Here is a 24,590-nt window from a genome sequence, read left to right as displayed (position 1 = left end):
TGTCGTTTATTTTTACTCACCCCAAAAGGCATAAAGGAAAATACGAATAACTGACAATAACACGAGAAGTGACGAAGCTAAAATAAAAATACTGCTCCATTTACTGCCTGCTTCAAAGCCTCCCTGAGCAATTAAAAGCTTTCCGACGAAGCCGCTAAGTGGGGGAATCCCTGCTAAACCAAATGCTGCAATTAAATAGAACCAACCGAGGGCAGGATATTTATTCATAAGACCGCCCATTTTTCGTAAATCAGATGTGCCCGTAATGTAAATCACTATACCTATCAACATAAAGAGCGCTGCTTTTATAAGCATGTCATGAATTAAATAGAACATGGCACCTTTTAGGGCGATTTCATTCATTTGAGATACACCGAATAAAATAACACCTACAGCAATGACGATATTATAGATAATGATAAGCTTCACATCGTAATAGGCAAGAGCACCGATACAGCCCGCAATAATTGTTGCAACTGCTAATGCCATTAGTAGATCATGCGTATATGATAAATCATGAACGAAGAACAATGTATATGTTCGAGTAATCGCGTAAATGCCAACCTTTGTTAATAGTGCACCAAATAGCGTTAGCACTGGTATTGGAGCTGCCGCATAAGAAGTTGGAAGCCAGAAGTATAGAGGGAAAATAGCCGCTTTTAACCCAAATACCATTAAAAATAGTACAGCTATAACCGTAACAATACCTGGCTGATTAATGTCAGCAATTTTTACTGCAATATCTGCCATGTTTAATGTACCTACTACTGAGTATAGGAAGGCAACTGTTATAACAAATAATGCAGATGAAATAACATTAATTAAAATATATTTAATGGAACCTTTAAGCTGTCCTTTTTCGCCCCCAAGAACGATGAGCAAATAAGAGGCCATTAACAATACCTCGAAGAATACGAAAAGGTTAAAAATATCGCCTGTCGTAAATGCCCCGTTAACCCCAGTTAAAATAAACATGATTCCAGGATAATAGAAGAAGCGTTCACGTTCCTTAGTGATGGAACCAAAGCCATACCAAACAACAAAGATGGCTATCAGTAGCGTTGTTGTGACAAGTAGTGCGGACACCATATCTGAAACCATCGTTATACCATACGGCACAGGCCAGTCACCGAACGTCACCTTTTGAATACCATCATTTTTCACCTTTATAAGCAGTGAAATGGCTGATATAAGTGCAAGTCCTATTCCTAGTAATGCGAATGAACGTTGGTATTTTAAATTTTTTTGCCCAAACATTAAAATCATGCCGAAGAAAAACGGAATGATGATGGGCAGTAGAAGGAAGTTATTCATCCTCATCACTTCCTCTCATTAAGCTTATATCATCTGTCTCGAGTTCTTGGTAAGAACGGTAAGCAAGTACAAGGAAGAAAGCAGTTACCCCAAAGCTAATAACAATCGCAGTTAAAATAAGCGCTTGTGGTAATGGGTCTGCAAAAGTTTTTGCCCCTTCCTTTAAAACAGGTGGTGCTTCTCCACCAAGCCCGCCCATCGTTAAAATGAGAAGATGAGCACCATGACTTAAAAGACCTGTCCCGATAATAATACGCAATAAGCTTTTGGATAAGATTAAATAAACCGCTGCCATAAACAAAAAGCCTATGACAAACGCCATAATTATTTCCATTATTCATCCTCCCCAATCGTTTGAATAATGGTCATCGTAACGCCGACAACAACCAGATAGACACCGCTATCAAAAAGCATAGCCGTGTGTAATGACTGTTTGCCTAGAAGCGGTAAATCGAAATAATCAAAGAAATGTGTGAAAAACGGTTTACCTACAAACATTGGGAAAGCGGCTGTTGCTAGGGCTAGAAGTAAGCCAATTGCAGTTAAATACGTATAATTTATTGGTAAAACTTTACGAACCGTATTTAAATCAAAGGCAAGGACTAAAAGTACGATAGCACTCGATGTTAAAAGTCCGCCGACGAAGCCGCCCCCAGGTGTGTAATGACCAGCAAGGAAGATATGAATGGAGAAGAAGAAAATAATGAAGAATACAATTTTTGTTGTAAATTGTATAATGACATCATTTGTTTTCATGCGATTTCTCCTTTCTATTCATGCGTAGCTTAATCATTGCTAAAATGGCCATTCCGGCAATTCCTAGCACTGTAATTTCAAATAATGTATCAAAGCCACGGTAGTCTACTAAAATTACATTGACAATGTTTCCACCGCCAGCTTCTGAATAAACTGTTTCCTCATAATACTTCGAAATCGTTGGAATCAATTTTTGTGAATGTGCAGACAGTGCTATAAGCGTAACCATAACACCGACAGCAATGGAAACAATTGCCCGATTCAATTGGAATCTCATGCGCTCTTCTCGTTTTCCAAGCTTCGGCAGATGATAAAACGCTAGTAAAAATAGCGCTACAGAAATCGTTTCAATGACAAGTTGTGTTAATGCTAAATCAGGAGCATTAAAAATAACGAAGAACAATGCTACTGTGTAGCCGACAGCACCAAGGCCTATAATCGCTGTTAAGCGTGACTTTGCCAGAATTGTAATAGCTGTTCCAATGACTAATACTACGACTAAAATGATTTCGTAAGGACGAATAGGTGCAGTATCTTGGAAGGAGACTGTAAAGGCCTTCTTCACAAATAAAGAACCTATGACAATCGCTGCAATACTACTAAACATATATAGCAGGTAATGACGCATAGAGCCCGTCATATATAGACGTGATACACGATTTAACCCTACGTCTAGTCCAAGCATTATTTTGTCGTATGCATTATTCAATGTTAAAGATCGTGGGAATTTTTGATAAATACCCTGCCATTTCGGTAATGATACAAACAATAGAACCCCAATAATTACTATGCCAAATGTCATGATTAATTCAGGTGTAATTTCACCATGCCAAGCCGCCACGTGAATATTAATATCCTTTGGTGAATCATATAAGAATGGCTGAATAGCTTGTACTGCTGGCTTTACAAAAGTATCCCCTACTAGGTTCGGAATAAAGAATATTGTTACCACTAATGCTGCTAAAATCATCGGTGAAATCAGCATGCCAATCGGTGCCTCATGTGGTTTATGAGGTAATTTCTCTGGTGTATATTTACCAGTAAATGTTCTAAAAACAAAATAGAAGCTGTAGACAAATGTGAAAATACTAGCAATCCAAGCGACAATCGGGAAGAGTGCTCCCCATGTGTCAAAGCCGAAAAATTCAAAATTTTGCAGTGCAAGCATTGCTGTTAAAAACATTTCCTTACTTAAGAAGCCGTTAAATGGCGGTAGACCGGCCATTGATAAGCTTCCGATTGCCGCAACTGTAAAGCTAAGCGGCATAATACTCATTAAGCCACCAAGCTTACGAATATCACGTGTACCTGTTTCATGATCGACAATACCTGCAATCATGAATAAGCTTCCTTTAAATGTTGCATGGTTGATCAGGTGGAAGATCGCCGCAAAAGCAGCAAATTTAATCGTATCTGTTGCCCCATTGCCATGAAATGCTAAGGCACTAGCTCCGAGCAATGACATAATAAGGCCAAGCTGACTCACTGTAGAGAACGCAAGGATTCCTTTTAAGTCTGTTTGTTTCACAGCAAAGAACGAACCCCAGAATAGCGTTAAAATACCTACGCCTGTAACGAGCCATACCCAAAGCTCAGAAACTGCGAAAATTGGTGTAAAGCGTGCAACTAAATAAATACCTGCCTTTACCATTGTTGCAGAGTGAAGGTATGCACTTACTGGTGTTGGCGCTTCCATTGCATCTGGTAACCAAATGTAGAATGGGAATTGTGCAGATTTTGTAAATGCGCCTAAAAGTATTAAAACGAGTGACCAAGTGAACATTGGATGCTGCACTAAATTAGGTGCCATGACAATAAGTTCACGGATTGAATACGTTCCGCCCATTAAATACAGAAGGATGAATCCCCCTAACATCATTAAGCCGCCGCCGACTGTAATCATCATTGATTTAAGTGCACCAAAGCGAGATGCATCACGAGAATACCAGTAGCCAATTAGTAAAAATGACGAAATGGATGTTAGCTCCCAAAAGAAGTACAAAGAAATTAAATGATCTGACTGTACTACTCCTAGCATTGCGGTCATAAATAGTAATAAGTAAACATAAAAATTATGTAATCTTTCTTTATGTTTGTCTAAGTAAAAAATAGAGTAAAGTACGACTAACGAGCCAATTCCGGTAATTAGTAATGAGAATAGCAAGCTAAGTCCGTCTAAATAAGAAACGACGGAAATATCAAGCGATGGAATCCAAGGAAGCTCTTCAAGAAAAACTTTACCATCTGCTACTTTTGCGATATATGAGGCGTAAATAATAGCGAGTGTAGCAGGGACTGCAAGAACAAACCAGCCTGTGTGAATATTTTTAATGCGTTTATATAAAAATGGCACAAATATTGCAGCAAGCATTGGAATGAAAATATAAAGTACTTGTAACAAAAAAATCCTCCTTTATGCAAGTAAGTAGGTTAATTATAACGCACTTTTTGTATGAATGCATATGCACCCATAGGATTTAGCTTGCGATAGTGGAAGAATTTTGGATATATTATAAATAAGAAGTTATCAATAAAAATAGAGGAAAAAATTTTTTATGAAAAACCCTTATATTTATGGTTATCTACCATTAATCACGATTTTGTTATTTAGTTTGACGTTTGGTATGTATGCTGTAAGTGAATCATTGCAAGTTTTTCATGCAATTGGTGTATACTCTGGCATGCGGGAGTTTTTATCCGATTTCGAGCTCCGTGTTTTTTTACTAATTGTCTTTGCGGGAATCTTTTTTATGTTATTTTCAGCATTAAAATTAGTAGGGGAAACTATTCATGAGCTTGGAATGTTATTTTTTTCAAAAGATAATGATGGTGCGACAGTTCATCAAGCGCGAGGCGGATACATCATATTATTAGTTGGTGCAATATGTTCAGCTTTCGCTATTCAATTTATTTACGTTTTAGTAGGTATTTTTGTCTTAACCGTTTTTATCTACTTTATTTACCTTATCTATAAAATGAGTCATTTTATGTCGATGGGTGGAACGATTGGCTTACTAGTATTTGAGCTATTTATGTGGACAATACTATTATCGCTAATAATTTATGTTGTTTTAAAATTGTATAATGGCATCTTGGCAAGCTTACCGTTTGCACATTAAATGGGATCATCACTAAAACGTGTGGTTGATTTCCGTTCCGACTGGGCGCTTTGTTGCTGTCGCTACGCTTTCGCACAGTTAAAACATTTGCCGCTGTCGCTACGCTTTCGCACAGTTAAAACATTTGCCGCTGACGCTTCGCTTTCGCGCAGAGCAGAGCTTCCTGGGGGCGTCCGATGAGCCGCTTCACTCGCGATGCTCGCTCCAGGGGCTCGGGCCAACAGATGTTTTTTGCGCGAAAGCGTAGTGCTAACGTAGCGACAGCGGCACGAGGTTGGTCACGAAGGCGTTATCACAGGATGTGATGGTTTAGCCTTCGTTCCTCTATCGCTAATCCCCAAGGAGTCGCCCAGCCTCCACTACAATCAACTTATTTACACAGTAGAGGTTTTAACAAAAGTCATCCATAACTTTTGGTGATGAACCATTAAATTTTAAATTACATAGAAACGTTAAAGCAATGAAAGGAGCGGCCCTAGAGTGATGAATTTCACTTAGGGCTGCTCCTTTTCATTGAGGATTTATGACTATTTACTGTAGTAAAACATTAAATAGTTGATGGTGAATCTTATAGTCTTCTAATCTTTCCATAGATTGTGGCTTATCATAACCCAGCCAAACCGCTGCTGTGTATTCATCGTTTAATCCTGCAAGCCAGTAGTCGCGATAGTTGTTAGTTGTTCCTGTTTTCGCACCGATATAGTTACTTCTACTATAAACGCCTTGTCCTGTACCTCGAGTAACAACATCTGAAAGGATTGAACGCATATTCTTAACAGTTTTCGGTGACCAAATTTGATCGCGTGCTGAATCCCAGCTGTAAAGCTCCGTTCCATCAGCCGCTGTTACTTTACGGATGCTATGGGCCTGCACGTATGAGCCGTCTATAAAGCTTGTGTAAGCGTCTGCTAGCTCAAGTGCTGTAACACCATACGTTAAGCCTCCCAAGGAGACAGCATAATTATGGTCTTTTGCCACGATGGAGCGGAAGTTAAAGCGATCTAAATAACTAAATGCTGTATCAATTCCGACTGTGTTCAACAGACGGAGAGCCGATGTATTGTAGCTATATTGAAATGCTACTCGAATGGGTACATCACCGTATTTAAAGCCGCCATAGTTTTGTGGACAAAATGAACCGACACAATAACTGCCACCACTCACTATAGAATCAGGTGTATGTGCTGTCGTTTCAAAGAAAGGTGCATATACCGCTAATGGCTTAAAGGCAGAGCCTGGCTGACGCGTTCCTTGAAAGGCTCGATGATAACCAAACTTTTCATAGTTTTTCCCTGCATAAAGACTAACTACTTCACGGGTTTTATTATCAATAACTGCTCCGGCTGCTTGTAATTTGCCTGAGCCTAGAATGGCAGTCATCTTTTTCTCATCATTTGCTTGTTTGTCTGGATTAAGCGCGGTATAAATCGTTAATCCATTTTGAAATAATGTTTTGAGTCGATTGTCTAGCTGCGCTTTGATTTTTTTCTTTTCTTCCTCGCTTTGTGTTTTTGCAAGACGATCCGCATAGCCTTCTTTTTCTGCAACTAACCATTTAAGCTCTTGTAGGACGTAAGTGCTGTACATAGGGTAGCTTTGCGCTTTATTCTTTACATTTAATGTTATCGTTTCAGCTTTATGTGTATTAGCATCTTCTTTTGTAATAGCGCCGCTCGTTGCGAGTGTATCTAATAACCGCTCTTGTCTCGCTTTTGTTTTATCAAAATTTTTTAAAGGATTATAAAGTGAGGGATTATTTGGAATGGCCGCAATAAATGCAATTTCAGCTATAGATAATTCTTGGAGTGGTTTTTGAAAATAATAGGTAGCTGCTCCGCCAATTCCATAAACTTGATTGCTAAAATAGGCTTCATTTAGATACATCGTTAAAATCGCGTCTTTATCAAATTCTTTCTCAAGCTCATAGGAGTAAAATACTTCTGTTAATTTTCGCTCATATGTTTTTTCATCGGATAAATAACGCATACGAACGAGTTGTTGTGTAATAGTGCTGGCACCTTGAGACGTTGAATTTGTGCTTGAGTTAGCAACAACTGCACGAACGATAGCACTGAGGTCAAAGCCGATATGCTCATAAAAATGAGCGTCCTCACTAGCAATGAAAATTTCCTGGGCAATTTTTGGGATTTCTTGTAGTGTTAGAGGTTGCCTCCATTCGACATATTCCTCGCTAAATGTATTACCGTTTTGATCAATAAGTGTTACTGGAAGCTGTGGCTGAACTTCCGGTAAGTGAATAGCGCTAGCAATTTGCTTCTCATGCGCTTCTGCCGCATGGATTTCCGTCCTAATATTTGTACTAATCCACCAAAGGACAGGTAAGGATAGTAAAATGATAATAAAACCAAAAGCCTTTTTCATGTGTGCCTCCACTCTAAATATGAGTCACTCAAAAGAATAACATATTTTGGATGGTTTCCAAATACTCGTTCCGACCTATTTGCACTTTATCAAAAACCTTGGCTAGCAGTATGAACAACTCTTGGTATGTTTAAATACGATAATAAATTTTCATAAAGTAAGTTCGTCATCATAACGTGGGGGTGATTTCCGTTCGGCTGGGCGCTTTGCTTTCGCTACAGAAAACATTTGTTGTTGCTGTCGCTACGCTTTCGCACAGAGCAAAGCTTCCTGGGGGCGTCCGATGAGCCGCTTTGGGTGTTGCTGACGCTACGCTTTCGCACAGAAAACACCCGCTACGCTGCAGGGTCTCGGGCCAATAGGATGTTGGTCGCGAAGGCGTTATCACAGGACGTGATGTTTTTAGCCTTCGTTCCTCAACTTGCTCGCTCTAGAGTCTCACCTATTACACCGTCCATAAGGAGGCGCCCAGTCGGAACGGAAAATCAACCCCACACTTTGCTTATTTGCCAAAAAATTAAAAGTGCAAAAAATCGTCAATACTTTGGTGAAGAAAACCATTAAGAAGTATGTTAGACTGAAATGAGGTCAGAAATGATAGTATTATCATTTTTATTGAAACTGAAATTTTACTTTTAAAGGAGAGACTTCAATGTTTCCACAATTAACAACAGAAGTACTTGAAGGCGAAGTACTTGTAGAAATGAAAACAACATTAGGTGCCATCAAAATTAAATTATTCCCTGAGCATGCACCAAAAACGGTTGAAAACTTCTTAGGCCATGCAAAATCTGGTTACTACGACGGCATCATTTTCCACCGTGTAATCCAAGACTTCATGATTCAAGGTGGTGACCCAACTGGTACAGGTATGGGCGGTGAATCAATCTGGGGTAACTCTTTCGAGGATGAATTCTCTGATAGCGTATTTAATCTTCGCGGTGCACTTTCAATGGCAAATGCGGGTCCAAACACAAATGGTTCACAATTCTTTATCGTACAAATGAAGCACCTTCCAAGTGATATGCTTCGTCAATTACAAGGTGCTGGCTTCCCAGAAGAGATTATTGAAGCATATGCTCAAAATGGTGGTACTCCTTGGTTAGACCATAAACATACAGTGTTTGGTCATATTGTTGAAGGTATGGACATCGTTGACAAAATTGCAGACGTAGAAAAAGACATGCGCGATAAACCAGTAGAAGATGTGAAAATCGAGTCAATTACAGTTTTTGAATAATAATTGTAAGGACGTGTAAAACATGAAACATTTAATGTATCAATTTTTATATTTCCCAGAAGATAAATCAGGCTATGTTCCTGCAGCTTTTGAATTTTTAATAATGCTTATATTATGTATTGTTGTCTTTACCGTTTTCCGTAAGATTTCTAAGAAACAAGAAATGAAATCAAAGGAACTCGAAGCACGTATTCTTTCAGAGAAAAATAATACAAACAATCAGCAAAATATTTAACTTCTTTCATTGGGTGTCCAAACACCCAATGAAAGAAGTTAAGCCTCCAGACGCAATTATGCCGAGGCATAATTGATTGTACCAGATGCCTCGCAGCCATTAAGGATTGCGAGGCATCATATTTTCTCATAAATCTCATGTTAAAATTTTGTCTTCGCTCCATTCTTCAAATACTTAAACTCCATATGAGATATAATTTCTAAACAAAAAAGGATACCTCAAAAAAACCTTGAGATATCCTTCGCTATTTATTTCCTATTACTGAAGTACTTGCTTAAAGCGCTGAACACCGTCTTTCACTGTCTCAAATGAGCAAGCAACGTTCATACGCAGGAAGCCGCGACCCTCTTCGCCATATTTTGTCCCTGGCTCTAATGCTAGTTTGCCATATTCAAGCAAGCGTTGCATGAATTCATTTTCATCAAGTTCCAATTCTCGATAATCAATCCAAAGTAAATAAGTGCCTTGAGGTTTTGTAATATGGATTCCAGGTAATTGTTCTAATTCGGCAATCACATAGTCCATATTAGCTGAAATGTAAGGAAGCATTTCGTTTAACCATGGCGAACCTTCTGTATAAGCGGCTTGAAGTGCCACAGCGGCAAAAGTATTTAATGAGCCTTGCCCGCTAGCCATATGAACTGCTTCTAGTAACATTCGCTTTTTCTTATCTGTCACGATCATATAGGCAACTTGAATCCCTGCTAGGTTAAATGTTTTTGTCGGTGCCATACATGTAATAATGCGATCAATTTCATCGCCAGCGATTTTTGCTAATGGCGTATGTTTTGAGCCATCTATCATTAAATCAGAATGAATTTCATCGGAAATAATTACTACATCATATTTTGCACATAGTCGTACAATTTCCTTTAATGTAGCTTCATCCCATACATAGCCACCGGGATTATGTGGATTACACAATATGTAGGCTTTCACATTTTGAGCAAGTGCTTGCTCAAAGGCTACAAAGTCATAGACATATGTTCCATCTTTTTCTACTAAAGGACAATTAACAACCTCTCTGCCATTGCTTTTTGGGATGTTATAGAATGGAGGGTAAACAGGTGATGAAATAAGTACTTTATCCCCTGGATTAGTAAATGCCATAATACTATCGGCTAAAGCAGCGACAACACCATTACAGAAAACAATGGATTCTTTCTCAATGTGCCAATCATGTTGAGTATTTTGCCAGTCTACGATTGCCTGTACGGCTTCATCGCTAACAAAGCTATAGCCGAAAACAGTCTTTTCAGCATGCTCTTGCAGCGCCTTTGATACAGCTACTGGCGCAGCAAAATCCATATCAGCTACCCACATTGGGAGTATGCCTGAAGCATCTTGTAGCCCATATACGTTTTCCATGGCGTCCCATTTTACAGAGTTTGTACAACGACGGTTAATAGTTTGATCAAAAATAGACAAGCAAATCACTCTTTTCTTTTTTATTTACTATGGTATCATACGAGTATGATAAAAGGATAATAGGTGAGTATTTTGGAAAATATAAAAATGAATCAAGCAGCCGTACATCTGCTAGAGGAGTGGGATCCATTCCACTTAGGTCCAGATCATTATGATACTGAAACCGCAGATGTTGTAGCAGCATTGCAAGGTATCGACGATCCATCTGTTCTTGCAAAGGTTATTCAAGAAACATATGAGCATTCGTTTGAAGAATGGATTCCGTATGAAGATTGTGTAGCCATTTCATACAAACTTATTGCGATAAAATTTGAAGCAAAATGCATTATTTAACTTCTTCAAAAGGTGTAAATACCTGAGTGACCAATATTGTATTGGCTGCACTTCTGGTAGATGCACAATTATGTTTTTGCTTTTCTATAGAAAACGAGGTTGTCTGTTAATTATAAGACAACCTCGTTTTTTTTAGCTATAAAAATAAAGCTTTTTTAAACAATAGTAAAATCCCCTGGATGAAGATAATTATTATCGCTATTGTTAGAAGTCTACAAAGTCGAAAATAAAGCGATCTAAAATTTTTACATCAGGATAAAATGCCGAATGATAGTGCACTTGGATTTTCTACCCGCGAAGTACAAGGGAATCAACCACACGGTATGGTGGGAATCCAAAATATATTTAAATATGTAACAATTAGGAGAAATGGTTCGTTACATATGCAAAGGGGGGATGACTGTGACAGAAACCGAATTAATAGAACGAGCTCAGCAAGGAGACAAAGGCGCCTATATAGAGCTAATCCGAATACATCAACGAACAGTTGAAAAGTTTGCTTTTCAATGCGGCGTACATAGTAATGATTTAGCAGATGTTTCACAGGAGGTATTTGTAAAGCTATATCGTTTTTTACATCAATTTAAGCAGGATCGTTTTACGACGTGGCTCTATAAAATCACATTGAATGCAACGCGTGATTATTATCGCAAAGAACAACGAGAGCAAGCAAAGGAAGAAAGACTAAGTGCACAGCAACAAATACCCGCATCTTCAGCAGAAAAGCATGTCCTTAATTTTGAAGAGGATAGGCTATTACATAATGCTATTAATGAACTCGATGAAAAATATCGTTATCCACTTATATTATTTTACTTCCATGAATTAAAGTATGAGGAGATAGCAGAGGTACTAAATATTTCGTTATCAACAGTCAAAGTTCGTATATTACGTGCAAAGGAAAAGCTCAAAGCGGTGATCATGCAGGAGGGGAGTGTTGAAAATGGATGATAAACAGTTTGAAAAACGAATGGAGCTTCTAAAAAAATCCTATGATCGCATGGAACCACAGTTAGATCCAGAAACCGTTTTCGCACAAATTGAGGCAGAAGATGCAACACAACAATCGCAAGAAACAGTAATAACAAAAAAGCCCCCTTCAAAATGGCAAAAGCCAGCTGTCTGGATAGCATGCATTGCAAGTGTACTTTTAGTAGGTGTTCTCGTTTCGTCGTATGTGATTAATCCTTCGACATTTGTTCAAACAGCTGAACAAGAACAAGATCAAGGAAAAGCATATGACGAATGGCTTTCAAACTTTACAAAAGAATATAAAGAAAAACGTGAACAAATGCGTCAGGAGCTCGACATTCCGGAGAAAGAGTTTAGTATAATATCAAAGGTTCAAATGGCAGATAATGAAATTAATTCTTTACCTGAAAGAAAAGAGCTGTTTCTAGAGATGTTGAACACCAATAATAATGGCTTTTTCAAAAGTTTAGAAAAAGATACATTGGATAATCTACAAACGCCACGAGAGTTCATACAACTTCTAGAAACTTACGGAGATCAGATGACATTTGAAGAATCTTATTACTTTTATAGTAGATATTCTAATTCAGCAGAAGAGTTTGCAGGCTATTATTCTAATAAGCTTGCTCAGTATGAAAAAGTATTATCTCAAAAACCGAAAAGTCTCCCTGCAGACCTAAATAAATTAATTGCTACAGCTAATAAGCAATATTTTGAATTGCAATATAATGGACAAAGTTATAATTTTCGGCCAAATCCTGTATTTGGGAAAGACGCGCCCGAATATATTGAACGGCTTCACCCGAATGTATTAGGATATTTTAAATACTTGAATACAGGCTCATTGCTTGTTGGTGAAGATTTACTTTATTCTATAGAGGATTCTGCAACTGTTCTACGACTTTATGAAAAAACACTTATTGGGGATGATAACCCTAATGAGTATAGTGATTTCAACGTATTAAAGGGAGAGTTTGAGAATACATGGCTTGCAATTTTTAAAGGATCTGAAACCAACCCAATTCGTACAAAAACTGGACAATACAAGCTCGAATACATCGATCTATTAACGATCATTGCGAATGGCGGATATGGTGAGGCAATGCGCAATACAGCACAATTAATACTAGATGAAATAAAGTTAACTGGACAATCTAAAACGCTAGAACAGTTAACAACATACGATATTTGGATGGGGATTTTACATTTACGAGAAGACACATTTATGCAAACGGAGGATGGAACAACAAGTATAGAGATTAATGAAGGTTGGATTGAGCAAACTAAATCTCTTTACAATGAGTATGTTAAAACGAAGAATGATACAATTATCGATACATTAAATCCAATTAATATCGTTAGTTTATTTTTATATGCTCATGGGGTTGGTGATCGTGACATAGCTCAGAGACTATTAACTGATAACTTGGATATAAATACAGTTATTCAGTTTGATGGGATGGGAAATTTTAAAGCTCTTCATGAAATGGGAGGTTCGTCGTTATCTATTAGAGCCACTATAAAAAGTAAGGCACATGGAGTAATTGGACAGCAATTATCCTTTGAATTAACCTCTGTAGTAACCGAAAATGGTGAACAACATTACCGAATTAGTGCTATTAACGAATAAGGAGATTTTTTGCTCCACTTATTTACGTATGTTATAATTTATGGTGATATATACGTAGCAAACAAAAAGAAAGTGGGCAAAGTTTATGGAAAAAAAATATGAATTAGGAGACGTGTTGACCGGAAAAGTTACAGGTATACAGCCGTACGGTGCATTTGTTGCGCTTGATGAAGATACACAAGGCCTTGTACATATTTCCGAAATTACGTACGGCTTTGTAAAGGACGTAAGTGAATTTTTGTCAGTTGGGCAAGAGGTAGAAGTGAAGATACTTGAAATCGATGAAGATGCTGAAAAAATTAGTTTATCGATTCGTGCTTTGCAGGAGCGCCCGGCTACATTGCGTAAAAAAGATGCGCCACCACGTAAATCATTGCAGGACCGTGTAGATGAATCGGATGCGAATGGTTTTAATTCCTTAAAAGATAAATTACAAGACTGGATCGAGCAGTCAGGACAATAACTGCCTATTAATGCGAGATAAAAAAACGAGGATGCTTTCAAATATGAAGGTATCCTCGTTTTTTAGTATTTAATTATAGCGAATTTTTTATTTTTCGAATTCGGTACTGTAGGTTTTGACGACTCATGCCAAGTGCAGTAGCGGCCTTTGTAATATTGCCTTCATATAAATTTAAGACGTTTTGCACATAATAGGATTCGGCTTCACGTAAATAAGCATCGAGCGGCATAACATCATTCTGTTGCTGGAACATAAAAAATTCCGGCTCGTGATTAGATACGCCTTTCTGCTGTACTTTGAAGCGGAAATGCATTGGTAATAAATCTGAGGTAACTGTTGATTCAGTAGTCATAAATGACACCGTTTCATCTAGTAATAGCTCAAGCTCCTTTAAATTTCCTGGCCAATCATATTGCAAAAATAAATCCTGTACATCAGGTGATAATTCCGTGACATTTGAAGCAAATCGTTCTTGATGGCGGTTAAAGTAATCATCTACGAATGGAAGAATATCTTCTTTTCGATCTGTTAAATTAGGAATGGAAATGGCCATTGTTGCAAAGAAATAATACAGTGATTTTGACAGTTTATTTTCTGCAATTAATGTAATGGGATCACTTCCTACACTGCCAATGAGCATGTATTTTGACTGTGGAAGAGACTGTAATACCTCTAATAGTTGCTCTTGAATATCTAGACTTAAAAAATCAATGCGTTCAAAGAAAAAAGTGTATGGCTTGTCATCCTGTAAGAGCTCCTGTAATTTATCTAAAACAGATTGAGCAGAGCGACGACTCACTAGAGTTACAAATGCTTCAGGGTCAGTCGAAGCTGCATGATGTATACCTTCTGCTACTAAATCTTTTCCTGTACCTGATTCACCAATTAATAATACTGGCAATTTCACAGCTGCTGCTTTCTGGGCATTTGCGATAACTTGTCGCATCGAATCAGAAACAGCTGTGATCATATCGAATGTTAAAGGTTCACCATATCGACGAAGAGGCTGATAAACTAGCTTTTCGAGTGATGTAATGTCCCGAGCAAACTCGATAGCTCCAATTAGTTTATTTTCAACATATAGTGGAAAAGTATCGTTAATCGTTGTTATTTCATGACCATTTTTATTCCAGTATGTTTGTTTTACATTAACTTCTTTTTTACCTGTTTGTAACACACGCATTAAAGTACTTTCATGCTGGCGGAAAGAAAACATCTCAATAACAGAACGATCGGCTAATTCATCAAAATGAAATCCCTCAATTTCTTTCATCTTCGTATTATAAATAATTGTTTTTCCAGAAAGGTCTACAGCATGAATACCAACAGTTACATTTGTTGCGATAAACTCATAAAAAGGGAGTAAAGGTTCGGAATTTTTCATAAAATGTGCACCTCAAAAATTTTTTACTTGAAATATGCAACAAAATTTTGCATTATAATAAGTGTAAGAATATTCTAAACGCAAAGATATTTTGCGTCAACGTTTTTTGCACACTTATAACACATCTCACGAGGGAGGATTTAGTATGATTTCATACAAACACGAACCATTCACAGATTTTACTCAAGAGGCAAATTACAACGCATATTTAGAAGCATTAAATAAAGTCGAAAGTTATTTAGGTCAAGACTACCCACTTATTATCGGTGGCGAACGTATTACGACAGAAGATAAAATCGTTTCATATAACCCTGCAAAGAAAACAGAAGTAATTGGTCGCGTATCAAAAGCAAACAAAGAACTAGCTGAAAAAGCGATGCAAGCAGCAGACGAAACTTTTAAAACTTGGAAAAAAGTAGATCCAGCTATTCGTGCAGACGTACTATTCAAAGCAGCGGCAATTATCCGTCGTCGTAAACATGAATTCTCTGCACTTTTAACAAAAGAAGCGGGTAAACCGTGGGCTGAAGCTGATGCAGATACTGCAGAAGCAATTGATTTCTTAGAATACTATGGCCGTCAAATGCTACGTATTAAAGAAGGGCAACCTGTAGAGAGCCGTCCTGGTGAATATAACCGTTATGACTATATTCCACTAGGTATTGGTATTGTTATTTCACCATGGAACTTCCCATTCGCAATTATGGCAGGGACTACAGTTGCTGCTTTAGTAACAGGTAACACTGTATTATTAAAACCAGCTTCAACAACTCCTGTAGTTGCTTATAAATTTATCGAAGTGTTAGAGCAAGCTGGACTTCCAGCAGGTGCTGTGAACTTTGTACCAGGTTCTGGTGCAGAAGTAGGTGACTACTTAGTTGATCATCCGAAAACGCGCTTCATTAGCTTCACTGGATCTCGTGATGTAGGCTTACGTATTAACCAACGTGCATCTGTTTTAAATGATGGTCAAATTTGGATTAAACGTGTTATCGCTGAAATGGGCGGTAAAGACACAATCGTTGTTGATAAAGAAGCAGATTTAGAGCTTGCAGCACAATCTATCGTAAAATCAGCATTCGGCTTCTCTGGTCAAAAATGTTCAGCATGTTCTCGTGCTATTATCGTTGAAGATGTATATGACACAGTTGTTAATCGTGTAATTGAGCTTACTAACACGTTAACAGTTGGTGATCCAACAGACTTCAAAAACTTCATGGCAACAGTAATTGACCAAGCGGCATTCAATAAAGTGACAGAATACATTGAAATTGGTAAAGGAGAAGGTCGCCTTGTTGCAGGTGGTACAGCTGATGATTCAGTTGGTTACTTCATCCAACCAACAGTATTTGCAGACGTAGATCCTTCTGCACGTGTTATGAAAGAAGAAATTTTTGGTCCTGTTGTAGCAATCGCAAAGGCTAAAGATTTCGATCAAGCAATCGATATTGCAAACGATACTGAATACGGTTTAACTGGTGCGGTTATTACAAATAATCGTATGAACTTAGAAAAGGCTCGTGAAGATTTCCATGTAGGTAACTTATACTTCAACCGTGGTTGTACAGGTGCAATCGTAGGTTACCAACCATTTGGTGGCTTCAACATGTCAGGTACAGACTCAAAAGCAGGTGGCCCTGACTATCTACAACTTCACATGCAAGCAAAAACAACTTCAGAAATGCTATAACTTCTTTAGCAAACTGAAGAAGTATAGCCCTCGGTGTATGTCACGGATTCGGTTTTGTGTAAGCGCAAAACTGAATCTGACCGGGGCTAATAAGAGAACCTGCGAAACTCCTCCTATTAAAGTAGGCTGAGCAAGAACCGCAGACGCTAATGGTATAGCGGCTTACCTAGGAGTAGCTAGGCAGATTCTTGTTTTTTATATTCAGAAAATGCGGAATTGTCCTATTAAATTTACTTATAGAAAAACATAGTCTTCCATAGATTTTTCATCATGAAAGTAAGGAGAGAATACTATATGACAAAAACAAAACTAGTTATTGAACAAACTCAAAATTTTGGTGCTGCAAACTATCACCCGCTACCGATCGTTATCTCAGAGGCTGAGGGTGCTTGGGTAAAAGATCCGGAAGGTAATAAATACTTAGATATGCTATCCGCATACTCTGCTGTAAACCAGGGTCATCGTCATCCGAAAATTATCGCTGCGTTAAAGGAACAAGCTGATAAAGTAACATTAACTTCTCGTGCGTTTTATAGTGAAAACCTTGGTGAATGGTATGAGCTTGTTGGTAAATTAACGAATAAACAGATGGTATTACCGATGAATACAGGTGCAGAAGCGGTAGAAACTGCATTTAAAGCGGCTCGTCGTTGGGCATATGATATAAAAGGTGTAGAAGATGGAAAAGCTGAAATTATTGCATGTAATGGTAACTTCCATGGTCGTACAATGCTTGCTGTATCTCTATCATCTGACGAAGAATATCGTCGTGGCTTCGGTCCAATGTTACCGAATGTTAAGTTAGTCGATTACGGTAATCTAGAAGCATTAAAAGCTGCCATTACTCCTAACACAGCGGCGTTTTTAATTGAACCAATCCAAGGTGAAGCAGGAATCGTTATTCCTCCAGAAGGTTTCTTAAAAGCTGCTCGTGAGCTATGCCGTGAAAACAATGTTTTATTCATTGCAGATGAAATCCAAGCTGGTTTAGCACGTACAGGTAAAATGTTCGCATGTGATTGGGAAGAAGTAGAGCCTGATATGTACATTCTAGGGAAAGCTTTAGGTGGCGGTGTATTCCCAATTTCTTGTGTAGCTGCAAATCGGGAAATTTTAGGAGTTTTCAATCCAGGATCACACGGTTCAACTTTCGGCGGTAATCCTTTAGCATGTGCTGTATCTATTGCTTCAATTAAAGTATTACTAGATGAAAAATTAGCAGAGCGTTCACACCAACTTGGTGAATACTTTAAAGGGAAATTAAGAGAAATTAATAACCCAGTTATTAAAGATGTTCGTGGTCGTGGTTTATTTATCGGAATGGAATTAACAGAGGCAGCACGTCCATATTGTGAAAAGCTTAAAGAATTAGGTCTATTATGTAAAGAAACACATGATACTGTTATTCGATTTGCGCCACCACTTGTTATTTCTCAAGAAGATTTAGATTGGTCAATCGAACAAATTGAAAAAGTTTTTAATCTTTAACAAAATGTTCACATTTCAATTCGGAAGTATGTTACAATGATGCCGATATACTATCATTATAAAAACAAAGAGGCGATTTAATAATGTCTGAAAACTTAAATCTGTTCACATCAACTCAAGAAGTCATTCAAGAGGCTCTAAATAGACTTGGCTATGACGAAGCAATGTATGAATTGTTAAAAGAACCGCTTCGCATGCTACAAGTGCGTATTCCTGTGAAAATGGATGATGGTACAACAAAAGTATTTACTGGTTACCGTGCACAACATAATGATGCTGTAGGACCAACTAAAGGTGGGGTTCGTTTCCATCCGGCCGTATCTGAGGAAGAAGTTAAAGCGCTTTCAATGTGGATGACATTGAAATGTGGTATCGTGGATCTGCCTTATGGCGGCGGTAAGGGCGGTGTCATCTGTGACCCTCGTCAAATGTCTATGGATGAAATTGAAAAATTAAGCCGTGGATATGTTCGTGCAGTTAGTCAAATCGTAGGACCAACAAAAGATATTCCTGCGCCAGACGTATTTACAAATGCACAAATTATGGCTTGGATGATGGATGAATACAGCCGTATGGATGAATTCAACTCACCAGGTTTCATTACAGGTAAGCCACTAGTACTTGGTGGTTCTCAAGGTCGTGACCGTGCAACTGCACAAGGCGTAACAATCGTTATTCAAGAAGCAGCGAAAAAACGTGGCATTGATATTAAAGGCGCACGCGTTGTTATTCAAGGCTTCGGTAACGCGGGTAGCTTCCTTGCGAAATTCATGCATGATTTAGGTGCAAAAGTAATCGGTATTTCTGATGCTTATGGTGCACTTCATGATCCAGAAGGTTTAGATATCGACTATTTATTAGATCGTCGTGATAGCTTCGGTACTGTGACAACATTATTTGAAAACACAATTTCAAACAAAGAATTATTAGAGCTTGATTGTGATATTCTAGTGCCAGCTGCTATCGAAAACCAAATTACTGCGGACAATGCAAACAACATTAAAGCAAACATCGTAGTAGAAGCAGCGAACGGTCCAACAACAGCTGAAGCAACTAGAATTTTAACTGATCGTGGTATTCTACTTGTACCAGACGTATTAGCATCTGCTGGTGGTGTAACAGTTTCTTACTTCGAATGGGTACAAAATAACCAAGGTTATTACTGGACTGAAGAAGAAGTTGAAGAACGTCTATACAAAAAAATGGTTGATGCGTTTGAAAACGTTTATACAACAGCGACAACACGTAACATTAACATGCGTTTAGCAGCTTATATGGTAGGTGTTCGCCGCACTGCAGAAGCTTCACGCTTCCGTGGATGGGTTTAATCAATATAATATGAAAGTCGAGTCATTCTTAATTGGATGACTCGTTTTTTTGTATGCGTTCCTTTTTTGCATGAGGAAGAGGTTCTGCTTAGGTCGTATTTGGAGAACGTACATATTATGAAACCTTCGACATCTTATATGAAGTCATTTGATAAGTTAGCTTGAGAGGCTAATAGGGGGACAGACAGTTAGAACGTTTGAAGTGACAAATTGGAGCTAATATTTTGGTTTTAAATCTTTGCGTTCATTAACAGAAATATGAGAAAATCCAACTAGAAAGGGGCGAATTGAATGGATTCATTTACATTTTATAATCCGGTGAAGTTGCATTTTGGTGAAAATGCACTTGAAAAGCTATCAAAAGAGTTAACGCAGCAAGGTAAAAAGGTATTGGTTGTCTATGGTGGAGGTAGCATTAAGAAAAATGGTGTTTACAATGCTGTCATCGAGAAGTTACAAGAAGCAGATAAAACAATATTTGAACTAAGTGGTGTTGAGCCAAATCCACGTGTGGAAACAGCGAGACTTGGTATTGATCTTTGTAAAAAAGAAGGAATTGATCTAGTTCTAGCTGTTGGTGGCGGTTCCGTTATTGACTGTTCTAAGTTAATCGTCGCTGGGGCAAAATATGATGGCGATGCTTGGGACATTGTAAAGCGTAAAGTATTTGTGCAGGACGCTTTGCCGCTTGGAACGGTATTAACGCTAGCAGCAACAGGTTCTGAAATGAACTCAGGCTCTGTCATTACAAATGCGGAGACAGAAGAAAAACTAAGCTGGGGCAGCCCTGCAGTTTTCCCGGAATTTTCAATTTTAAATCCAGCGTATACAGTGTCAGTACCAAAAAATCATACAGTTTACGGTATCGTTGATATGATGTCGCATGTTATTGAGCAATATTTCCATAACACGACGAATACCCCGATTACAGATGAAATGTGCGAAGGAGTATTACGAACAGTTATTACAACAGCTCCTAAATTAATAGAAGATTTAGAGAATGTCCAGTTGCGTGAAACGATTTTATTAGCTGGAACAATTGGATTAAATGGATTCTTATCAATTGGTTCTCGAGGTGATTGGGCGTCACATAATATTGAGCACGCTGTATCTGCAGTATACGATATTCCGCACGCTGGCGGTTTAGCAATATTACAACCACATTGGATGCGTCTAAGTGTACCTGTGAATCCAGAACGTTTTGCGGGTATTGCAACACGCGTTTTCGGTGTCGACGCTACAGGGAAGACTCCAGAAGAAGTAGCATACGAAGGAATTGATCGTTTATCGGCATTCTGGACTTCAATAGGAGCTCCGAGTCACCTTGCAGATTATGAAATCGATGATTCAAAATTCCATCAAATCGTAGAACATGCAATGCAAAATGGGCCATTTGGAAACTTCAATAAATTACAGGAAAAAGATGTGCGAGCTATTTTGCAAAACTCACTTTAATTGAAAACGGATAGGAGGCAACGTAGTCTTGATGTTCAGGCTTCCTTATAAAAAACTTGATGTCGCATTGCGTTGCTTAGAGACATCGTTCATTTGTATAAAAAATAGCCAACTGCCTGAAACATGGCAATTGGCTATTTATCTTATTTAGAAAAATTATGCTGGATAATGATATTATTGTTTGGGTGTTGAGTGATCTGGTCTTTCACCAATATGCACCCAATTTTGTTCTCCATCATCCTCATCATATAGAATGGCCACTTTTGATACGCCCTTCTGACTTAAAATGACCTCTGTTAAATGGTCGCGGACATCATCTAGAAAAGCAAGTGATAAGTTAGGGTCAGCTTCAGCAACTAATTCCACGTGTAAAAATTCACCTTCTTTAACGACCTCTAAACGAACAATATCTTTGATATTTGGGTCATCCATAACAAGATGAGCTATATGATTTAGCATTTCTTCGTCTGTTTCGCCAATAACGCCTCGTGCATTATCAAGGAAAACTTTTGCTACTACATAGAACATCATAAAGCCGATAATCATCGAAACGAGCCCTTCTATATTTGCCCAACCTGTAAAGTGCGCTATTAAAATAGCAGCGAAGGCTAACACGTTACCACCTGTAGCGACTAAGTCTTCCATAAACACTAATTTTGTTGCTGGTTTTGCGCGATTTAAATAAGGAAAAGCTTTAGGGATAGCTGTTAGTATTCCCACTTTTTCTTGCCCGGTCTCATGTAGTATTTCAACAGCAGCTTTCGCAAGAACTGATCCTTCTAAAACAATACCGATCAATAATACGCCAAGTGCAATGAGCATTCCTTTAGATTCTCCAGCTGGGTGTATAAAATGATGCCAGCCTTCTTTTACAGTTTCATAAGAAAGGATTGCCACGATTATAACAGCAAAAAGACAAACTAAATTTACGATTCGGCCAAAGCCTCCAGGAAATTGTTTTGTCGGTGCTTTTTTCGAAAGTGCTGAGCCGATATAAACAAATAATTGGTTTGCTGCATCCCCTAGTGAGTGCATCATTTCTGCAAACATGGCAACATTACCTGTAAAGAAGAAGGCGATGCCTTTAATAATTCCTAAAAAGGCATTGACAACTGCTGCCAACAAAGATGGTTTATTCCCGTTTTTTAATAGTTTTAATAGTTCTCCCACGAAAGAATCCTCCAACTAGTTTAAAATTTCCATTTCGATTTTTTCTATATAGGGTAGTGCTCGTAATGAACGATAAAATGACAGTAAGTTATCAGATACTATTAATGATAAACGTAAATCTAATTCGTGAAAAATATTATTATTATTTGGAACATCTTGAATGCGTATGTTTTCGATAATAATATTATTTTCCTTTAGAAATTCTAGAAAGGACTCACTTTTTTCATCATTTTTAATCTGAACTTTCAATGATATCTCTCGCATACGAATTCTTTTTGGCCCTATTTTCATTAGAAACGGCGATAAAACCTCAATGCCGAAAACAATGATAATAACAGCTAAAGTAGCATCCATATAAAATCCTGCACCGACTGCAATCCCTATCCCAGCAGCTCCCCAAATCATTGCAGCGGTTGTTAAACCTGAGATACTATCATTCCCGCGCCTTAAAATAACACCTGCTCCAAGAAATCCAATTCCACTAACAACTTGGGCAGCCAAGCGTAGAGGATCCATTGTAATATTGATATCTGACCTTGGGGGTGTTGAGTAGGCGGTCTCAATCGAAATTATAGTTAATAAACAGCTAAAAGTGGCGATGACTAAGCTCGTTTTTAATCCTACAGGCTTCTTTTTTAATTCCCTTTCGATGCCGATTACTAAACTTAATGTGGCTGCAATTACTAATTTTATGCCAACTTCATATGTAATCATATTTCCAAATAAGGTTTCCATACGCAACCCTCCACAGATATTTCGTATTGCTAAGAGATATGCAAGGTGTCATTATTATATGTACATTACTTTTTTGTATTGTACATCACGATAGGAATGATGTATAAGTATTTTTTGTTTCTTTCAGCAATTGTTTTATGTGGCGAAAGTGAAACGTCAGCTACAAACGGTCTCGGTATCGAAAGTAGCTACAGAAAGTCTCCGACGTTATAGGTGATTAAATAGATGCTGGTATAAGTTAAAGTCTCAAGTAGATATCATGGATAGCACAAAGTCGTATCCAGACGTATTTATGTCCGGTAAAAATGATTGGAGGTTGGATTTAATGGAGAAACCAAAAATTCACCCATACATTCCTATATTTATAGGTGTTATTTCTGTATCCTTATCTGCGATATTTGTAAAGTTAGCAAATGCAGAGGCAGGGGTTATTGCGTTTTACCGGATGTTGTTTTCGGTATTAATAATGGCTCCTCTGTTTTTTTGGAAGTACACTAATGAAGTAAAACAATTAAGAAGACGGGATTGGCTATTTTCTTCAGTTGCAGGCATATTTTTAGCGTTCCATTTTATTTTGTGGTTTGAATCACTCAATTACACTTCTGTAGCAAGTTCTACAGTTTTGGTTACACTACAGCCGTTGTTTGCATTTGTAGGTACATATTTTTTCTTCAAAGAGAGCATTACTCTAAAAACAATACTTGCAGGCACGATTGCTATTGTTGGTAGTATTTTAATAAGTTGGGGAGATTTTAAACTTAGCGGTACTGCATTTTATGGAGACATGCTTGCACTTATTGCGTGTGCACTCGTTACTGCTTACTTTTTATTTGGACAAGATGTACGTAAGCGGTTATCTCTTGTGACATATACCATGCTTGTTTATGCTGTTAGTACAATTACGTTATTTATCTATGTTCTTATTAAAGGTGAATCGTTTGGTCCTTATCCAACTATGGACTGGATATGGTTTATTTTATTAGCGATCGTGCCTAATTTATTGGGTCATACTCTATTTAATTGGTCTATTAAATACGTTAGTACAAATGTAGTCTCTATTGCGATATTATTTGAACCAATTGGTGCGGCCATTTTAGCTCTTTTCATTTTTAAAGAGTATTTAATAGCTACACAAATTATTGGTGGATTAATTGTTATAGTAGGAATTCTATTGTTTGTGGTCGATGAGAAAAAGATTTTTAAACTTTTTTCAAAAAAAGCTTGATTTTTAAATTGCTATATTATATATTATTACTTGTCCTTAACAAGAAGGATGACTTAAAAAAAGATTTGAAAAAAGATTTTAAAAAAAGTTGTTGACTTCTTGTTGGAGATGAGTTACGATGATAAAGTTGCTGAAAACAACGGCGACAAAATGAACCTTGAAAACTGAACAAGCAAAACGTAATCAATAAAGTTTTTAGTAGCTAACCTTGAGTTGGTGAACGAAACAAAATTTTGGACATCA

Annotated in this window: 21 protein-coding genes; 12 read left to right on the top strand and 9 right to left on the bottom strand. The window is 37.8% G+C overall.

Annotated elements, in window-relative coordinates:
- Nucleotides 1–12 precede the first annotated feature (12 nt).
- Genes ACFTQ7_RS20305 through ACFTQ7_RS20290 form a run of 4 tightly spaced genes read right to left on the bottom strand, consistent with a single transcriptional unit; the run spans nucleotide 13 to nucleotide 4,471 of the window.
- Nucleotides 13–1,314 (bottom strand): Na+/H+ antiporter subunit D, encoded by a 1,302-nt coding sequence (locus tag ACFTQ7_RS20305; protein ID WP_386830600.1) that lies wholly within the window; start codon nucleotides 1,312–1,314, stop codon nucleotides 13–15.
- On the bottom strand, nucleotides 1,307–1,648 hold the full coding sequence (locus tag ACFTQ7_RS20300) for a Na(+)/H(+) antiporter subunit C (protein ID WP_053593262.1): 342 nt from the start codon (nucleotides 1,646–1,648) through the stop codon (nucleotides 1,307–1,309). Before ACFTQ7_RS20300 ends, ACFTQ7_RS20305 begins: the two co-directional genes overlap by 8 nt.
- On the bottom strand, nucleotides 1,648–2,070 hold the full coding sequence (locus tag ACFTQ7_RS20295) for a Na(+)/H(+) antiporter subunit B (protein WP_049669152.1): 423 nt from the start codon (nucleotides 2,068–2,070) through the stop codon (nucleotides 1,648–1,650). Before ACFTQ7_RS20295 ends, ACFTQ7_RS20300 begins: the two co-directional genes overlap by 1 nt.
- The gene (locus ACFTQ7_RS20290) at nucleotides 2,057–4,471 is read right to left on the bottom strand and encodes a Na+/H+ antiporter subunit A (protein WP_386830597.1); all 2,415 of its coding nucleotides are present in this window, start codon (nucleotides 4,469–4,471) and stop codon (nucleotides 2,057–2,059) included. The genes ACFTQ7_RS20295 and ACFTQ7_RS20290 overlap by 14 nt, the downstream gene beginning before the upstream one ends.
- Nucleotides 4,472–4,625: 154 nt before the next feature.
- Here ACFTQ7_RS20290 and ACFTQ7_RS20285 point away from each other — a divergent pair, with 154 nt between their 5' ends.
- Nucleotides 4,626–5,189, top strand: coding sequence for a DUF5366 family protein (locus tag ACFTQ7_RS20285; protein ID WP_376074880.1), 564 nt, complete (start codon nucleotides 4,626–4,628; stop codon nucleotides 5,187–5,189).
- Nucleotides 5,190–5,720: 531 nt separating this feature from the next.
- On the opposite strand, the gene ACFTQ7_RS20280 is transcribed toward ACFTQ7_RS20285, so the two are convergent.
- A complete protein-coding gene (locus tag ACFTQ7_RS20280) occupies nucleotides 5,721–7,571 on the bottom strand; it encodes a transglycosylase domain-containing protein (protein ID WP_386830595.1) in 1,851 nt (616 codons plus the stop codon).
- 652 nt (nucleotides 7,572–8,223) lie between these two features.
- Here ACFTQ7_RS20280 and ACFTQ7_RS20275 point away from each other — a divergent pair.
- Both ACFTQ7_RS20275 and ACFTQ7_RS20270 read left to right on the top strand, forming a co-directional pair.
- The gene (locus ACFTQ7_RS20275; RefSeq protein ID WP_386830593.1) at nucleotides 8,224–8,811 is read left to right on the top strand and encodes a peptidylprolyl isomerase; all 588 of its coding nucleotides are present in this window, start codon (nucleotides 8,224–8,226) and stop codon (nucleotides 8,809–8,811) included.
- Between the two features lie 22 nt (nucleotides 8,812–8,833).
- Entirely contained in the window at nucleotides 8,834–9,046 is a 213-nt protein-coding gene (locus ACFTQ7_RS20270) for a hypothetical protein (RefSeq protein WP_049669158.1), read from the top strand.
- Between the two features lie 258 nt (nucleotides 9,047–9,304).
- Here the strand turns inward: ACFTQ7_RS20270 and ACFTQ7_RS20265 are convergent, their stop codons facing one another.
- The gene (locus tag ACFTQ7_RS20265) at nucleotides 9,305–10,474 is read right to left on the bottom strand and encodes a MalY/PatB family protein (RefSeq protein WP_386830591.1); all 1,170 of its coding nucleotides are present in this window, start codon (nucleotides 10,472–10,474) and stop codon (nucleotides 9,305–9,307) included.
- A gap of 72 nt (nucleotides 10,475–10,546) precedes the next feature.
- Between ACFTQ7_RS20265 and ACFTQ7_RS20260 the strand changes: the two genes are divergently transcribed.
- The 4 genes from ACFTQ7_RS20260 (at nucleotide 10,547) to yugI (ending at nucleotide 13,872) form a co-directional block, all read left to right on the top strand.
- Entirely contained in the window at nucleotides 10,547–10,807 is a 261-nt protein-coding gene (locus tag ACFTQ7_RS20260; protein WP_079561543.1) for a DUF1871 family protein, read from the top strand.
- Nucleotides 10,808–11,209: 402 nt separating this feature from the next.
- A complete protein-coding gene (locus ACFTQ7_RS20255) occupies nucleotides 11,210–11,758 on the top strand; it encodes an RNA polymerase sigma factor (RefSeq protein ID WP_349661302.1) in 549 nt (182 codons plus the stop codon).
- Nucleotides 11,751–13,409, top strand: coding sequence for a hypothetical protein (locus tag ACFTQ7_RS20250; RefSeq protein ID WP_386830588.1), 1,659 nt, complete (start codon nucleotides 11,751–11,753; stop codon nucleotides 13,407–13,409). The genes ACFTQ7_RS20255 and ACFTQ7_RS20250 overlap by 8 nt, the downstream gene beginning before the upstream one ends.
- Before the next feature lie 85 nt (nucleotides 13,410–13,494).
- Entirely contained in the window at nucleotides 13,495–13,872 is a 378-nt protein-coding gene (yugI, locus tag ACFTQ7_RS20245) for a S1 domain-containing post-transcriptional regulator GSP13 (RefSeq protein ID WP_079561545.1), read from the top strand.
- A gap of 73 nt (nucleotides 13,873–13,945) precedes the next feature.
- On the opposite strand, the gene ACFTQ7_RS20240 is transcribed toward yugI, so the two are convergent.
- Entirely contained in the window at nucleotides 13,946–15,256 is a 1,311-nt protein-coding gene (locus ACFTQ7_RS20240; protein WP_386830586.1) for an AAA-type ATPase lid domain-containing protein, read from the bottom strand.
- A gap of 145 nt (nucleotides 15,257–15,401) precedes the next feature.
- Here ACFTQ7_RS20240 and pruA point away from each other — a divergent pair, with 145 nt between their 5' ends.
- From pruA to ACFTQ7_RS20220, 4 genes are all read left to right on the top strand, one after another.
- On the top strand, nucleotides 15,402–16,946 hold the full coding sequence (pruA, locus tag ACFTQ7_RS20235; RefSeq protein WP_349661298.1) for an L-glutamate gamma-semialdehyde dehydrogenase: 1,545 nt from the start codon (nucleotides 15,402–15,404) through the stop codon (nucleotides 16,944–16,946).
- Nucleotides 16,947–17,240: 294 nt separating this feature from the next.
- Entirely contained in the window at nucleotides 17,241–18,434 is a 1,194-nt protein-coding gene (locus ACFTQ7_RS20230; RefSeq protein WP_197144308.1) for an ornithine--oxo-acid transaminase, read from the top strand.
- 83 nt (nucleotides 18,435–18,517) lie between these two features.
- Nucleotides 18,518–19,762 (top strand): Glu/Leu/Phe/Val family dehydrogenase, encoded by a 1,245-nt coding sequence (locus tag ACFTQ7_RS20225; RefSeq protein ID WP_197144309.1) that lies wholly within the window; start codon nucleotides 18,518–18,520, stop codon nucleotides 19,760–19,762.
- 291 nt (nucleotides 19,763–20,053) lie between these two features.
- Nucleotides 20,054–21,217: an iron-containing alcohol dehydrogenase gene (locus ACFTQ7_RS20220; RefSeq protein WP_386830585.1), complete on the top strand. Its 1,164-nt coding sequence runs from the start codon at nucleotides 20,054–20,056 to the stop codon at nucleotides 21,215–21,217.
- 174 nt (nucleotides 21,218–21,391) lie between these two features.
- Here the strand turns inward: ACFTQ7_RS20220 and ACFTQ7_RS20215 are convergent, their stop codons facing one another.
- Nucleotides 21,392–22,387: a cation diffusion facilitator family transporter gene (locus ACFTQ7_RS20215; protein ID WP_386830584.1), complete on the bottom strand. Its 996-nt coding sequence runs from the start codon at nucleotides 22,385–22,387 to the stop codon at nucleotides 21,392–21,394.
- Between the two features lie 15 nt (nucleotides 22,388–22,402).
- The gene (locus ACFTQ7_RS20210) at nucleotides 22,403–23,122 is read right to left on the bottom strand and encodes an MgtC/SapB family protein (protein WP_349661294.1); all 720 of its coding nucleotides are present in this window, start codon (nucleotides 23,120–23,122) and stop codon (nucleotides 22,403–22,405) included.
- A 325-nt stretch (nucleotides 23,123–23,447) separates the two neighbouring features.
- On the opposite strand from ACFTQ7_RS20210, the gene ACFTQ7_RS20205 reads away from it, so the two are divergent.
- Nucleotides 23,448–24,347: a DMT family transporter gene (locus ACFTQ7_RS20205; RefSeq protein ID WP_386830583.1), complete on the top strand. Its 900-nt coding sequence runs from the start codon at nucleotides 23,448–23,450 to the stop codon at nucleotides 24,345–24,347.
- The last annotated feature ends 243 nt before the right edge of the window (nucleotides 24,348–24,590 follow it).

The sequence above is a fragment of the Lysinibacillus sp. NPDC056959 genome (assembly GCF_042674095.1).
Lineage (GTDB): Bacteria > Bacillota > Bacilli > Bacillales_A > Planococcaceae > Lysinibacillus > Lysinibacillus zambalensis.
This window is presented reverse-complemented; position numbering and strand designations above follow the sequence as displayed.

Bases quoted from the DNA above. Each gene is read 5' to 3' on its own strand.
- ACFTQ7_RS20285 (WP_376074880.1), top strand. From the start codon at position 4,626: ATGAAAAACCCTTATATTTATGGTTATCTACCATTAATCACGATTTTG.
- ACFTQ7_RS20220 (WP_386830585.1), top strand. From the start codon at position 20,054: ATGGATTCATTTACATTTTATAATCCGGTGAAGTTGCATTTTGGTGAA.
- ACFTQ7_RS20250 (WP_386830588.1), top strand. From the start codon at position 11,751: ATGGATGATAAACAGTTTGAAAAACGAATGGAGCTTCTAAAAAAATCC.
- ACFTQ7_RS20240 (WP_386830586.1), bottom strand. From the start codon at position 15,256: ATGAAAAATTCCGAACCTTTACTCCCTTTTTATGAGTTTATCGCAACA.
- ACFTQ7_RS20230 (WP_197144308.1), top strand. From the start codon at position 17,241: ATGACAAAAACAAAACTAGTTATTGAACAAACTCAAAATTTTGGTGCT.
- ACFTQ7_RS20270 (WP_049669158.1), top strand. From the start codon at position 8,834: ATGAAACATTTAATGTATCAATTTTTATATTTCCCAGAAGATAAATCA.
- ACFTQ7_RS20305 (WP_386830600.1), bottom strand. From the start codon at position 1,314: ATGAATAACTTCCTTCTACTGCCCATCATCATTCCGTTTTTCTTCGGC.
- ACFTQ7_RS20280 (WP_386830595.1), bottom strand. From the start codon at position 7,571: ATGAAAAAGGCTTTTGGTTTTATTATCATTTTACTATCCTTACCTGTC.
- ACFTQ7_RS20300 (WP_053593262.1), bottom strand. From the start codon at position 1,648: ATGGAAATAATTATGGCGTTTGTCATAGGCTTTTTGTTTATGGCAGCG.
- yugI (WP_079561545.1), top strand. From the start codon at position 13,495: ATGGAAAAAAAATATGAATTAGGAGACGTGTTGACCGGAAAAGTTACA.
- ACFTQ7_RS20205 (WP_386830583.1), top strand. From the start codon at position 23,448: ATGGAGAAACCAAAAATTCACCCATACATTCCTATATTTATAGGTGTT.
- ACFTQ7_RS20275 (WP_386830593.1), top strand. From the start codon at position 8,224: ATGTTTCCACAATTAACAACAGAAGTACTTGAAGGCGAAGTACTTGTA.
- ACFTQ7_RS20210 (WP_349661294.1), bottom strand. From the start codon at position 23,122: ATGGAAACCTTATTTGGAAATATGATTACATATGAAGTTGGCATAAAA.
- ACFTQ7_RS20225 (WP_197144309.1), top strand. From the start codon at position 18,518: ATGTCTGAAAACTTAAATCTGTTCACATCAACTCAAGAAGTCATTCAA.
- pruA (WP_349661298.1), top strand. From the start codon at position 15,402: ATGATTTCATACAAACACGAACCATTCACAGATTTTACTCAAGAGGCA.
- ACFTQ7_RS20295 (WP_049669152.1), bottom strand. From the start codon at position 2,070: ATGAAAACAAATGATGTCATTATACAATTTACAACAAAAATTGTATTC.